The sequence below is a fragment of the Nocardiopsis rhodophaea genome (assembly GCF_039530945.1).
GTDB lineage: Bacteria > Actinomycetota > Actinomycetes > Streptosporangiales > Streptosporangiaceae > Nocardiopsis_C > Nocardiopsis_C rhodophaea.
The window spans coordinates 192,956-205,272 of record NZ_BAAAPC010000001.1; the positions used below are offsets into that span (position 1 = coordinate 192,956).

Consider the following 12,317-nt stretch of genomic DNA (forward strand, 5'->3'; position numbering starts at 1 on the left):
GTTAGGGTCGGATTCGGCCCGGACCACCCGATCCGATCGCCCCGATCGCGGGGGCCCGAGCGCCCGACTCGACCGAGCAGACGCCATAGATAGGTGTGCGAATGCCATGAGCGCCCCAGGACGACTCCAACCCGTTCCCCGAAGGTCCACCGCCGCCCTCATCGCCGACCAGCTCCGATCGGCGATCATGTACGGCGAGCTGGTCCCCGGGGACCAGCTCGGCGAGACCGAGCTCGCCGCGCAGCTGGGGGTGAGCCGCGGCCCGCTGCGGGAAGCCATGCAGCGGCTCGTGCAGGAGGGGCTGCTGCGCAGCGAACGCCACCGCGGGCTGTTCGTCCGGGAGCTCACCGCCCAGGACGTGCGCGACATCTACGTCGCCCGGCTCGCGATCGAGCGCACCGCCTGCGAACTGATCATGCGCGGCAACCGGGGCGAGGCCACCGCCCGGCTGACGGCCGCCCTCCAGCACCTCGTGGACGCCGCCGCCACCCGCGACCGGGTGGCCATGAGCGACGCCGACCAGGAATTCCACCAGACCCTGGTCAGCTGCTCGGGCAATTCCCGGCTGGAGCGCATGGCCCAGACCCTCCTCGTCGAGACGCGCATGTGCCTGACCGTCATGCAGAAGGCCTACCCCGAGCCTGACGAGCTGGTGCAGGAGCACCGCAAGCTGCTCGACGCCATCGCCGACGGCGACGAGGAGGCGCTGCTGAGGCTCATCGAGTCGCACATGCTCGACACCGTGGACCGGATCAACACACCGGCGTGTTCCAATGACGGCACCGGGGACCTGACCGAATCATCGCCGGCCGGACGCTCCTGACCTCTCCCAGAGCGATGCCGCCGCACGCTCCGTCGATCTCGGCGATATCGACCGAATACTCGCCGCGCGAGCCTCGGGCGCGTCCGGTTTGCCCCACTTTCCCGCGATGATCATGGCAATCGTCCCGGCAAAACGGACAGAACCGGGACAGTCCCCATGATCATCGCCGGAAGTGGTTCCGGGCAGCGCCGATCCCCGCTTGGGGCCACCCGGCCTCCCACCGCAAGCCCGGCGCCCCAGCCCCCCACCGCCCTCGGCGCCGCTTTCCCCCAAGAGCACCGGATCAGCCGACCGTCGGCCATGCCACCCAGCAGACGCCCGGGGCTTTGTACAGCCCGAAACTCCTATCGCAGCTATTCGGCGTACTCTGCCGAGATCAACAGTGATGCGAGGGAACGTCGTGCTCGGGCAGGTCAGCTCGGCTCGTCGGCCTCCGATGCCGACCCGGCGGACGCTCCCCCGCGCCCGCCGACCAGGTCTCCGGCAACGGAGGCGAGGGCGTCGCGGAGCCGTTCGGGAGGGACGTCGTCACCGAGCAGGTAGCGGCGGAGCTGGGGGACGGCGAAGTTCCAGTTCGCGATGGCCATGAGCAGGAACACCAGCAGCTCCGGCGGCTGGTCGCCGCGGACTGTCCCCGACTCCTGGGCCTCGCGCACCGTGGCGGTCTTGGCGGCGTAGTGCTCCTTCCGCCAGTCCGCGGCCGGGATGGCGCCCTCGGAGCCGTGGCTCAGCCCCTCCCAGAGCAGCAGCCGGACCAGTTCGGGGTGGGCGCTCTGGTAATCGAAGAGGCGGGCGACGTAGGCGGCGGGGTCGTCGGGGTCCATCGGCACCTCGTCGGCGATCCGCCGCTGGGCGGCCTCGAGCACGACCCGGAACAGCTTCTCCTTGCCGCCGAAGTAGTCGTAGATGGCGCGCTTGTTGGCGTCGGCCCGCTGGGCGATGCGGTCGACCCGGGCTCCGGCCACGCCGTACTCGGAGAACTCGGCGGTGGCCGCGTCGAGGATGCGTGCCCGGGTGGCCTGGGCGTCGTAACTCATGCCACAAGAATAAGCGAACTATCCAGTTCGTTTGGACGCCATCGGGGGTGTACATTACATCCGAACTATCTAGTTCGTTCGGAAATCGGGATCGGACCCAAGGAGGGACTCCGTGTCCACCACCCCCATGCCCCGCGCGCTGCTGCCCGTGCTCGCCCTGTGCTGCGCGACCACCGTCGCCAACATCTACCTCAGCGCCCCGCTGCTCAGCCTGATATCGGCCTCGCTGGGCACCTCCGCCGCCCAGTCCGGGCTCGTCGCCACGTTCTCCCAGCTCGGCTACTCCGTCGGTCTGCTCTTCCTGCTTCCGCTCGGCGACACCGTGCGCCGCCGCCCGCTGGTGAGCTGGCTGGTCGTCGGCACGGTGGCGGGACTGGCCACCGCCGCTCTGGCACCGGGGCTGCCCGCGCTGCTGGCGGCGATCCTGGCCGCGAGCGCGTTCACCGTGATCCCGCAGCTTCTCGTGCCGATGGCCACGGCGATGGCCCCTCCGGAGCGCCGCGCCGGGGTGATCGCGGTCCTGCAGGCCGGAGTGTTCAGCGGCGCCATCGCGGCGCGGGTGATCGGCGGTGTGATCGGCGAGTTCAGCGGGTGGCGCGCGGTGTTCGCGATCGCCGCCGTCGCCACCGCGGCGATCGGCGCGATCACCGCCGCCCTGCTGCCGCCGGAGGAAGGCCCCCGCACCGGGGAGCGGCCGAGCTACGCCGCGCTGCTGGCCTCGCTGCCCGGGCTGCTCCGGGAGCCGGTGCTGCTCCGGTCTCTGGCGCTGCAGGCCTGCGTGTTCGCCGCTTTCAACATGCTGTGGACGACACTCGTGTTCCTGCTGACCGCCCCGCCCTATGGGCTCGACACCGCCGGGGCCGCGTACTTCGGCCTGTTCGGGCTGGTCGGGGTGGGGGTCGCTCCCATCGCGGGCCGCTTCATCGACCGGTACGGCCCGCTGCGCGTCGTGGGCGTCTCGCTCGCGGTGGTCGCGGCGGGCTGCTGCCTGTTCCTCTTCGGCCGCGTCGGCCTGGCCGTGCCCGCGCTCGCGATCGCGGTCCTGTTCGCCGGACTGCAGGGCTGCCAGATCTCCAACCAGAGCGCGGCCCTCGCCGCCCGCCCCGACGCACGCAGTCGGATGAACACCGTGTACATGTTCGGCACGTTCCTCGCCGGAGCGGTGGGGTCGGCGCTCGGCGCGACGCTGTACGAGCACGTCGGGTGGATCGCGGTGAGCGCCGCGGCGGGCGGCGTCACCCTCCTCGGGCTGGCCGTGTGGGCCGTGGCCGCGTCGCGGGCGGGGCGTGACGCCGACGGGTCCGCTCGGAGCGCGGAAGGTATCCCGAGCGGACCGTCGGCGCGGGTGTGAAGAGCGGGGTCATACGCCGCCGATGCCCACGTACTTCATCTCCAAGAACTCGTCGATGCCGACGCGCCCGCCCTCACGGCCCAGGCCGGAGTGCTTGACCCCGCCGAAGGGCGCGGCCGGGTTGGAGACGATGCCCTGGTTCAGCCCGACCATACCGGTCTCCAGCGTCTCCGAGACGCGCAGCGCCCGCTTCAGGTTGTCCGTGAAGACGTAGCTGACCAGCCCGTACTCGGTGTCGTTGGCGGCGGCCAGGGCCTCCTCCTCGGTCTCGAAGGTGATGACCGGAGCCACGGGGCCGAAGATCTCGGTCGAGGAGAGCTCACTCTCCTTCGGGACATCGGACAGGACGGTCGGCCGGTAGAAGTACCCGTCGCCCTGGCCGGGTCCGCCGCCCACCAGGATCTCGGCGCCCCGTCCGACGGCGTCGTCCACCAGCGACTGCACCTTCTCGCGCGCCCTGGCGTCGATCAGCGGACCCACCTGGACGCTCTCGTCGGTGCCGCGGCCCAGCTTCAGAGCGGCCATGCGCTCGCCGAGGCGCCGAGCGAACTCCGGGGCGGTCGCGGCCTGGACATAGAACCGGTTGGCGGCCGTGCACGCCTCGCCGATGTTGCGCATCTTGGCCTGCATGGCGCCTTCGACGGCGGCGTCCAGGTCGGCGTCGTCGAACACCAGGAAGGGCGCGTTGCCGCCGAGCTCCATGGACGTCCGCAGGACCTGCGAGGCGCTCTGTTCCAGCAGCTTGCGGCCGACCGACGTGGACCCGGTGAAGGAGAGCTTGCGGATGCGGCCGTCGCGCAGCAGCGGCTCGGTGACCCCGCCGGCGTCGGTCGTGGGGATCACGCTGAGGACGCCCTCGGGCAGGCCGGCCTCGCGCAGGATGTCGGCCAGGGCCAGCGCCGACAGCGGCGTCTGCTGGGCCGGCTTGAGCACCATGGTGCAGCCGGCCGCGATGGCCGGGCCGATCTTGCGGGTGCCCATGGCCATGGGGAAGTTCCACGGCGTGATGAGCATGGACGGCCCGACCGGCTGGCGCATGATGAGGAACCGGGCCTGGCCGTTGGGGGCAAGCGAATAGCCGCCCTCGATGCGGACCGCCTCCTCGGAGAACCAGCGGAAGAACTCCGCGGCGTAGGCGATCTCGCCCTTGGCCTCGGCCACCGGCTTGCCCATTTCGAGTGTCATGAGGAGGGCGAGGTCGTCCTGGCGCTCCATCAGCAGCTCGTAGCCGCGCCGCAGGATCTCCCCGCGGTCGCGCGGCGCGTGGCGCGCCCAGGAGGGCTGGGCCTCCGCCGCGGCGTCCAAGGCGGCGAACGCGTCCTCGGTGCCGGCGTCGGCGACTTCGCACAGCACCGAGCCCGTGGAGGGATCCTCGACCTTGAAGGTCGCGCCGCTCTTCGCGTCGTGCCAGCGTCCGCCGATAAGGAGCTGCTTGGAGACCTGCTCAACGACCTGCGTCTCCCGGTCTGCAACGGTCATCGCGTGTGCGTTCCCTTCCGAATCGAGCATGCGTGCTCGCGGACGGCGTCTGCCTGCGTGGACGACCTTTCCCGCGGGTGCGCCCGCTAACCACCGCCTGCGTGACGTATTCCCAGGACGAAGCGGATACCCGGCGCCCGAGCGGGTAGGGGCTAGGGCACACTCTGGACATCGCCTCAGGGCGGATGATTCCATAGTGCGGTCGATTGTCAACAATCCTACAAACACACCGCAGCCAGTCACAGACCCAACGACCACCCGTCCCACCCAGAGACAGAAGACAGAGGTTGACGAGCATGGCTGAGCAGCCGACCCGGCTCTCCCCCGTCCTGAAGCAGGCGACCCCGGTCCTCGCCGCGCGCGGTGAGGGCGTCTACATCTACGACGAGGACGACCGCCGGTATCTCGACTTCACCGCCGGGATCGGCGTCACCAGCACGGGCCACTGCCACCCCCGCGTGGTGGAAGCGGCGCAGCGCCAGGTCGCGACGCTCGTCCACGGCCAGTACACGACGGTCATGCACCGGCCACTGCTCGACCTGACCGAGCGGCTGGGCACGGTCCTGCCCGAGGGCATCGACCGCCTCTTCTACGTCAACTCCGGCAGCGAGGCCGTGGAGGCGGCGCTGCGGCTGGCACGGCACGCGACAGGGCGGCAGAACGCCATCGTGTTCCAGGGCTCGTTCCACGGTCGCACCATGGGGGCGGCGTCGCTGACCACGTCGGGGGTGAAGATCCGCGCCGGTCACGGCCCACTCATGCCGGGGGTGGCCGTCGCCCCGTTCCCCTACGCCTACCGGCTGGGCATGAGCGAGGACGATGCGGTCGCCTACGCCCTTCGGGAACTGGACTACCTGCTGGCCACGGTCACCTCGCCGAAGGACACGGCCGCGATCTTCATCGAACCGGTGCTCGGCGAGGGAGGCTATGTGCCCGCGCCGCCGGCCTTCCTGCACGGCCTGCGCGAACGCGCCGACCAGCACGGGATCCTCCTCGTGATGGACGAGGTGCAGACGGGATTCGGGCGCACCGGCAAGTTCTGGGGGCATGACCACGCCCGTGTCCGCCCGGACATCGTGATCACCGCCAAGGGCCTGGCCAGCGGCTTTCCGCTGTCGGCGATCGCCGCCCCGGCCGCCCTGATGGAACAGGCCTGGCCGGGCTCCCAGGGCGGCACCTACGGCGGCAACGCCGTCTCCTGCGCCGCCGCCCTGGCCACCCTCGACGTCATCGAAGAGGAGAACCTCGTCGACAACGCGGCCCACATGGGAACGCGGCTCCGCCACGGCCTCTCCCAGGTCGCCGAGGCCCACCCCGTCATCGGCGACGTCCGCGGCCTCGGCCTGATGATCGGCAACGAATTCACCGCCCCGGACGGCTCGCCGGACACCGAGACCGCCAACCGCGCCCACCGCATTGCGGCCGACAACGGCCTCCTACTCCTCACGTGCGGCCCCTTCGGCAACATCGTCCGGATGATCCCGCCGCTGATCGTGAACGAGGAACAAATCGAGAGCGCCACCTCCATCTGGGCAGAGGCGGTCAAACAAGCCACCGGCTGACGCCCCACACAGCACTCCATGGACCAGCGGCGGGGGCACGCCCACGGGCAGCACCCCCGCCGCCTCCCACACACCACCGGCCGGAGGCAACGCTCTGTCGCCTGCCTCACACCCGCCCCGCCGCACCGAATAAGACGGTCAAACCGCGCCGAACACTCTGGTAGAGTCTTACTCGTCCTCAGGGAGCAGCAAGCGACCAGGGACAACACAACAGAATCTGCGCTCGTAGCTCAATGGATAGAGCATCTGACTACGGATCAGAAGGTTGGGGGTTCGAATCCTCCCGAGCGCGCTCAACAGCCGGTGAAACCGCAGGTGAGAGCCGATTGAGTGAGACCAGGAAGGTCGATCGCTTCTAGGCCGTTGCACATTTGTTGCACATGGCTCCGAGCGGTCGGCCTTTTCTCGTTACGCGGCCGCCTTGATCCGAGCGGCGTCCATCGCGTCGGCGACCTCGTCGAGCCGGTCCGGGAACAGGTGGCCGTAGCGATCGAGCGTCATGGTCGCCGTGGCGTGTCCGAGCATCGTCTGTACGACCTTGACGTCAGCCCCTGCGGCGATGGCCAGCGACGCGGCGGTGTGCCTGAGCTTGTGCGGGGTGAGCCCCATTCCGTCGAGTCCGGCATCCGTGACCGCCTGGTTGAACTCCCGGCGCCGCCAGTTGCGGAGCCGGAGTGTCGCGCCTCGCTTGCTGGTGAACACCAGAGCGTCATCCGGGCGACCTTCGATCAGCGGCTTCAACTCGGCGACGAGGGACGGGGGAACGGGAACCGTCCGGCTCTTGCCCGTCTTGGGAGGCTGTTCGATCAGCCTCCCCTCGACCTCGGCGAACGCGGTCACGATCCGAATCCGGCGCCCGACCAAGTCGACCTTGCCGACGCGCAGCGCCGCAGCCTCGTTCCACCTCATCCCCGTGTAGGCCAATAGCAGGATGAGCGCGCGGTTGATGTGGGCGGACGCCGACGCCTGGTCGTACTTCGTGCGCAACGACGACGCGGCGGACGCCAACGCCTCAACCTGGCCGTAGTCGAGGTAGACGTGTTCGACCTCGCTCGACTTAGGAAGCGGGACGCCCTTTGCTGGGTTAACCGCAATGCGTCGAGGCACACACCAGTCCAGGACCATCGACAGCACACCGTGCGCCCGGCGCGTTTGCGACGCCCCGAGGTTGGTACCACCCTCGTCACGCGGCTTCTGCAGTTCAGCCACCCATACGGCCACGTCTTCGGTCTGAATCGCTGTAAGCGGAAGTTCACCCCAGCGGGGAAGTACGTGGTTGTCCAGCAAGCTCCGGTACTTCCACCACGTCGAGCGCCTGATGTCCGTCCGCGTGCTCAGCCACTTCTCAGCCAGGTTCCCGAGCGTGGCCTTTCCCTCGCTCGGGTCGCGGTAGGTGCCCTCGTTCAGCGACGCCTCGATCTCGGACTGCCGCTTCTCCGCCTGTGGCTTCTTGGAGAACGTACCCGCACTCTTCTGCTTCCCCGCAGGGTCGTAGTACCGGACAATCCACCGCGCGGGTGGCGTCCTCTTGGCTGCCTTGGCCTTCTTGACCGCCTCGCAGTACTTCTTGTCCTTCGTCCGGTCGTACACCCACGCACGGGCCACTATTCGCCTTCCTTCTGGTTCTCCGCCTGCCGCTTCGCCTCGCGATGGCTGTGCAAGCTCAGGGTGGACGCCGTCACGCCGTCGCTGCTGTGGTCCATGTCGAGGTGCCACGGGCCATCAATCCGGCTGCACAAAAACCTGTCGATCTCGTGTACAGGGCTCGACTCTTCGTAGGGCCTGTTCTCCGAGATGAACCGTCGGAGCCGTTCTTGCCACTGCCGTTCGTCGTCGCCGCGCAGCTCGTTATCCGCGCCTGGTTCCCAATAGGGGTGTTCGCCATGCACCCAACGCCAGGCGGTACGCCATGGCGTGTCGTGAGCGGGAAGAACCGATACCCGCTCATCCGCATCCTCGGATGGCGGCAGCAACAGCGTGGCCGGAGAAACGTCGAACACCATCGCGAGCGCGACAAGGTCATCCGCATCTACCCGTCGCTTTCCCTCTTCGATCCGAGAGAGCCCAAGGGTCGGTATCTCCCTTCCCATCTCCTTGAGCTGCCGAGACAGCTCGGCGAAGGTCAGCCGCCGGTCTTGTCGGAGGCGCTTGACGTTCTTCCGGACGGTCTCGCCGGTAGGCCCTAGTGGGTTCTTCTTTTCAGCCATGCGCCAACGATCGCATCATTTTGATAGCTTCGCAACTCTTGTTGATGCCGACACACATCTACTTGACATCTCGCATTGGGTAGCACAACCTTGATCTTGTCCGACATCATTTTGATGCTTCGACCGATCGTTAGGATTCGTGATGGCTCGATCTCAGAGCTTCGTGACGGCGTCCCGAGGGTTGGGAAGACCTACCGAGGTCGCCGAGTACCTCGGCGTTCCCGAGCGGACGCTTTCCCAATGGCGCTACCTGGAAAAAGGGCCGAAGTGGTCGAAGGTCGGCCGCCACGTCCGCTACCGATGGTCGGACGTCGAGGCGTGGCTAGACGCGAACCAGGGCGGTGAAGCCGCATGACGGACGGAAGCAGAAACCCGCCTGTCACCGACACGCCAGCGGGTACGAAGCTACGGCGGTACCGGCGTGCGTGGGCGCGTCGGTTCATCGATCGCGGGCAGGCGGCCGGGGATATCCCTCGCTACGGATCACCGGCGTGGGGACGACTCCCGGCTGATGACCCGCGTAAGACCGCCGCTGTGGTTCGCGCGGCCGAAGCATGGGCCGACGACGGCGAACCCGACGCCATCGCCGACCGGCTCCGGTGCGACGTCGAGGCCATGCGCGTAGAGATCACCGCCGCGTGCGCGGAACAAGACCTCGTGTGGCAGGAACGCCAACGCCGCCGTACCGACTTCGGCGCCACCACGATCGAACTGGTGCGGGTGAACGCCGCCAGGGCAGCGCTCGCGCGCCCGCGCGCCGAGGATCATCCGGGCGGTCCGGTGCCCTGGGAACCCATGGAGGGTGCCGCGTGACCTTTGACGACGACATGCCGCCCTACGACGGCCCCACCGACGACCAACGGGACAGCAGGGCCGGTAAGTTCAAACGCGAGCCATCGCAGGCGGCGAAGCTGGTCGACCTCGCATCCCAGCGGTACCGGCTGTTCATGGGTACCGACGCCCGCCCCTACGCCGTCTCATTGAACGGCCCGAATACCGCGCTTCCCCTGCGCGGCGGCCGGGCTGGGGTGCGCGCGGCGTTGGCCAAGGCTTACGCCGACGCCTACAGGGGTCAGGTGCCCTCGCAAACCGCGCTCGCCGACGCCCTGACGGTGTTGGAAGGGCAGGCGGCCGACGCGCCGCCGGAACCGGTTCACCTTCGTATCGCCCGCCATGGCGCCGGGGTGGTGGTCGACCTCGGTACCCCGGACGGGGCGTGCGTGCTCGCCACCCCCACCGGATGGGAGTGGCGGCCGGTCTCCCCGGTCCTGTTCCGCCGAACCGGACTGACGTCTCCCCTACCCGACCCCGAGCGCGGTAAGGATGGGCTCGTCCTGTTGCGCGAGCTGGTCAACGCTGATGAATCGGCGTTCCGTCTGTTGGTGGGGTGGCTGGTCGCGGCGCTGATCCCCGATATCCCGCACCCCGTGTTGGCGTTCAAGGGAGAGCAGGGAACCGGCAAGTCCACGGCGGCGAAGATGGCCGTCAACCTGGTCGACCCCTCTCCCGCGCCGCTCCGGTCGATGCCACGCGATGTGAAGTCCTGGGCGGTGACCGCGTCGGCGTCATGGGTGATCTGCCTGGACAACGTCTCAACGATCGCGCCGTGGCTGTCGGACACGCTGTGCAAGGCGGTCACCGGTGACGGGCTGGTCGACCGCGCCCTGTACAGCGACGACGACGTCACCGTACTCAGCTTCCGGCGCGCGTTGGCCATGACCAGCATCGACACGGGCACCCTGGCCGGGGACCTGTCCGAACGCCTCCTGACGGTCGAACTGCAACCCATCCCGCGTGAGCGTCGGCGCCCGGATGCCGAGGTCATCGACGCCTACGACCAGGCGCGCCCGGTGATCCTGGGCGCGTTGTTGGACCTGCTGTGCGATGTACTCGCCGAACTCCCCTCGCTCACCCTCGGCGAGTTGCCGCGTATGGCCGACTTCGCCCGCGTCCTGGGCGCGCTCGACAAGGCGCGCGGCTGGTCGACCCTGGACACCTACACCCACGCCTCGGAGACGGTCGCGGCCGACCTGTTGGACGGTGAGCCGTTCGGGCGCGCGGTGGTCGATTACGTGGAGGCGCGCGGCCAGTGGTCGGGAACGGTCGGTGACCTGTTGGCGGCCATCCCCACGCCCGACCCGCGCCCGCAACGGTGGCCGAAGGGCAACCCGCAGGCCGGTTCCCAGCTCAAACGACTCGCGCCGGTCTTCCGAACGCTGGGAATCCAGTTTGACGACACCCAGCGCAGCCCCGACCGCAGGCGCGCCCGCCTCTACACGCTGACAGCGGAGACGGCCCGCGAACCGCCGTCCGCACCGTCCGGACCGTCCGCCGACCAACGTGACCAGGGAAGACCAGTGGACGGGGGGACGGCCGGAGCCGTCCGCGCACCCTCGCACGCTGTCCGCGCCACGACCGGAGCGGACAGCGCGGACGGCGCACCGGACAGCACACCGGTTCCCCTGTCCGCACCACGGACCTCCGTCGACCAGGGCGAACACCAGAGTTCGGACGGTACGGACAGGCCGGACAGCGCTGCACACCCTGTCTCCGGCGACGACCAGTCCCAGGGACTCCCCACCATGCCGTGTCCGACCTGCGGTGAACGCAGCTCCTACGCCCGCGAACACGGTCATTGCTTCAAATGCCTGCGTATACGCAGAGTCGCGTGAGCACAGCGGGTCAAGGGGCTAGTTCGACCGGTCGACCCCCGCCTACGCGCGCGTGCGCGCGAGAGAATGTGGTCGCGCGTCCATGGCAAAAACGCGGGCGACGCGCGCAGAACGGGAGTGGACCCCTTCGAGCTGTCCGAGGGGGAACGCCGGGGAGGGACGTTCAGGGCCAGTCAGGTTCAAAGGGTGGGGGGGAGAGCCGTCCGCACCGTCTACCCGCGCGTGCGAAGTCGGTCCCCGGCGCGCCCGATCACCGCATCACTCCCCCTGGCTTCCGATAACCCTCACTTATCGGAAGCCAGAAACGGGCGGCTTCGCCGCCATGCGCGTGGCCCCGGTCACCCCTCAGAGACCAGGGCCACACCCTCACCGCACGACCGGCGCGGGAGTCTTCAGCGTCCGCCACGCGGGCGCGGTCGGGGCAAAAGCCGCCGGATGCCCGTGCGCACCCTCGGGCGTTGACTGCCTTGGTCTGCTGAGAACTCCGTCAGCGACCACACGGCGAGGGTGAGCGCGTCGAGCGTCGTCGCCTCGGTAAGCCCACTCGGAGTCATGGCGAACCAGGCCCCGGTGTGCTCGCCGTACCAGATGACGAACTGCGGATAGGCAGCTTGCAACCGTGCGGCTTGGGCATGGTGGTCGGCGTACGCGCGGGTACGGCCCCATCGGGCATCGGTGGCTGTGGTCACAGATGCTCGCCTCGCTCACCTCGGGGAAGGTCCGCGAGCGCGAGCCCGTGCGCGTGCCCGGGGTTCTGCAACTGGGCTTCTAGCTGCTCGGCGCTGTCGGCGTGCAGGGTGGGGGCGAACTCCGACCCGGCTGTCTTGTTCGTCGCGAGCCACGCGGCCGGACGCCCCTGGTCGTCGACCGACCGCCATACCTTCCAGTCGGGGTACTTGTCGTTCAGCTGGTCGATGACGGGTCGGTCAGGGTCGTTGGCGCGCCGGTGTTCCCGCAGGCAGACCAGTAAGGCGCGGGTCGTCGGCGCCTGGACTGTGGCGCCGGTCGGGGTGTGGTGTGCCCGCCAGTCGCCATGCCTGCCGTCCGCCTTCAAATCGCGGCCGATGTCCCATTCCGGGAACTCGGCGGCGATGATCTCTATCGGAGTGGGCCAAGGTCCGTGCAGTGCGGCGCGTTCCTCGGCGCGTGGTCGTTTCATCGTCGGCCGCCTCTCGCTGGGGGGAGT

At 69.0% G+C, this 12,317-nt stretch carries 12 protein-coding genes and 1 tRNA gene; 7 read left to right on the forward strand and 6 right to left on the reverse strand.

Annotated features, from left to right (window positions below):
• The first annotated feature begins 106 nt into the window (after nucleotides 1–106).
• Nucleotides 107–823, forward strand: coding sequence for a GntR family transcriptional regulator (locus tag ABD259_RS00900; protein WP_344159439.1), 717 nt, complete (start codon nucleotides 107–109; stop codon nucleotides 821–823).
• Nucleotides 824–1,236: 413 nt separating this feature from the next.
• Here ABD259_RS00900 and ABD259_RS00905 read toward each other — a convergent pair whose 3' ends face one another.
• The gene (locus tag ABD259_RS00905) at nucleotides 1,237–1,860 is read right to left on the reverse strand and encodes a TetR/AcrR family transcriptional regulator (RefSeq protein WP_344109128.1); all 624 of its coding nucleotides are present in this window, start codon (nucleotides 1,858–1,860) and stop codon (nucleotides 1,237–1,239) included.
• 112 nt (nucleotides 1,861–1,972) lie between these two features.
• On the opposite strand from ABD259_RS00905, the gene ABD259_RS00910 reads away from it, so the two are divergent.
• Nucleotides 1,973–3,211, forward strand: a complete 1,239-nt coding sequence (locus ABD259_RS00910; RefSeq protein WP_344109130.1) for an MFS transporter — start codon at nucleotides 1,973–1,975, stop codon at nucleotides 3,209–3,211.
• A 9-nt stretch (nucleotides 3,212–3,220) separates the two neighbouring features.
• Here ABD259_RS00910 and ABD259_RS00915 read toward each other — a convergent pair whose 3' ends face one another.
• Complete coding sequence (locus tag ABD259_RS00915) at nucleotides 3,221–4,690, reverse strand: NAD-dependent succinate-semialdehyde dehydrogenase (protein WP_344109131.1); 1,470 nt, start codon at nucleotides 4,688–4,690, stop codon at nucleotides 3,221–3,223.
• Between the two features lie 296 nt (nucleotides 4,691–4,986).
• Between ABD259_RS00915 and ABD259_RS00920 the strand changes: the two genes are divergently transcribed.
• Both ABD259_RS00920 and ABD259_RS00925 read left to right on the forward strand, forming a co-directional pair.
• Nucleotides 4,987–6,252: an aspartate aminotransferase family protein gene (locus ABD259_RS00920; RefSeq protein ID WP_344109133.1), complete on the forward strand. Its 1,266-nt coding sequence runs from the start codon at nucleotides 4,987–4,989 to the stop codon at nucleotides 6,250–6,252.
• Between the two features lie 219 nt (nucleotides 6,253–6,471).
• Nucleotides 6,472–6,544 (forward strand) — tRNA-Arg (locus ABD259_RS00925).
• A gap of 116 nt (nucleotides 6,545–6,660) precedes the next feature.
• On the opposite strand, the gene ABD259_RS00930 is transcribed toward ABD259_RS00925, so the two are convergent.
• Both ABD259_RS00930 and ABD259_RS00935 read right to left on the reverse strand, forming a co-directional pair.
• Nucleotides 6,661–7,857 carry a tyrosine-type recombinase/integrase gene (locus tag ABD259_RS00930; RefSeq protein ID WP_344159441.1) on the reverse strand — a complete coding sequence of 399 codons (1,197 nt, stop codon included), beginning with the start codon at nucleotides 7,855–7,857 and terminating at the stop codon, nucleotides 6,661–6,663.
• Nucleotides 7,857–8,459 (reverse strand): helix-turn-helix domain-containing protein, encoded by a 603-nt coding sequence (locus ABD259_RS00935; RefSeq protein WP_344159444.1) that lies wholly within the window; start codon nucleotides 8,457–8,459, stop codon nucleotides 7,857–7,859. Before ABD259_RS00935 ends, ABD259_RS00930 begins: the two co-directional genes overlap by 1 nt.
• Before the next feature lie 142 nt (nucleotides 8,460–8,601).
• Here ABD259_RS00935 and ABD259_RS00940 point away from each other — a divergent pair, with 142 nt between their 5' ends.
• From ABD259_RS00940 to ABD259_RS00950, 3 genes are all read left to right on the forward strand, one after another.
• On the forward strand, nucleotides 8,602–8,814 hold the full coding sequence (locus ABD259_RS00940) for a helix-turn-helix transcriptional regulator (protein ID WP_344159447.1): 213 nt from the start codon (nucleotides 8,602–8,604) through the stop codon (nucleotides 8,812–8,814).
• A 179-nt stretch (nucleotides 8,815–8,993) separates the two neighbouring features.
• Nucleotides 8,994–9,272 carry a hypothetical protein gene (locus ABD259_RS00945; RefSeq protein WP_344159449.1) on the forward strand — a complete coding sequence of 93 codons (279 nt, stop codon included), beginning with the start codon at nucleotides 8,994–8,996 and terminating at the stop codon, nucleotides 9,270–9,272.
• Complete coding sequence (locus tag ABD259_RS00950) at nucleotides 9,269–11,131, forward strand: ATP-binding protein (RefSeq protein WP_344159451.1); 1,863 nt, start codon at nucleotides 9,269–9,271, stop codon at nucleotides 11,129–11,131. The genes ABD259_RS00945 and ABD259_RS00950 overlap by 4 nt, the downstream gene beginning before the upstream one ends.
• Nucleotides 11,132–11,523: 392 nt before the next feature.
• On the opposite strand, the gene ABD259_RS00955 is transcribed toward ABD259_RS00950, so the two are convergent.
• Both ABD259_RS00955 and ABD259_RS00960 read right to left on the reverse strand, forming a co-directional pair.
• On the reverse strand, nucleotides 11,524–11,820 hold the full coding sequence (locus ABD259_RS00955) for a hypothetical protein (RefSeq protein ID WP_344159454.1): 297 nt from the start codon (nucleotides 11,818–11,820) through the stop codon (nucleotides 11,524–11,526).
• A complete protein-coding gene (locus ABD259_RS00960; protein ID WP_344159457.1) occupies nucleotides 11,817–12,290 on the reverse strand; it encodes a hypothetical protein in 474 nt (157 codons plus the stop codon). Before ABD259_RS00960 ends, ABD259_RS00955 begins: the two co-directional genes overlap by 4 nt.
• Nucleotides 12,291–12,317 lie beyond the last annotated feature (27 nt).

What these genes read in the sequence shown, in the direction of transcription:
- ABD259_RS00900 (WP_344159439.1), top strand. Translation starts at nt 107, where the DNA reads ATGAGCGCCCCAGGACGACTCCAACCCGTTCCCCGAAGGTCCACCGCC.
- ABD259_RS00905 (WP_344109128.1), bottom strand. Translation starts at nt 1,860, where the DNA reads ATGAGTTACGACGCCCAGGCCACCCGGGCACGCATCCTCGACGCGGCC.
- ABD259_RS00915 (WP_344109131.1), bottom strand. Translation starts at nt 4,690, where the DNA reads ATGACCGTTGCAGACCGGGAGACGCAGGTCGTTGAGCAGGTCTCCAAG.
- ABD259_RS00920 (WP_344109133.1), top strand. Translation starts at nt 4,987, where the DNA reads ATGGCTGAGCAGCCGACCCGGCTCTCCCCCGTCCTGAAGCAGGCGACC.
- ABD259_RS00935 (WP_344159444.1), bottom strand. Translation starts at nt 8,459, where the DNA reads ATGGCTGAAAAGAAGAACCCACTAGGGCCTACCGGCGAGACCGTCCGG.
- ABD259_RS00940 (WP_344159447.1), top strand. Translation starts at nt 8,602, where the DNA reads ATGGCTCGATCTCAGAGCTTCGTGACGGCGTCCCGAGGGTTGGGAAGA.
- ABD259_RS00960 (WP_344159457.1), bottom strand. Translation starts at nt 12,290, where the DNA reads ATGAAACGACCACGCGCCGAGGAACGCGCCGCACTGCACGGACCTTGG.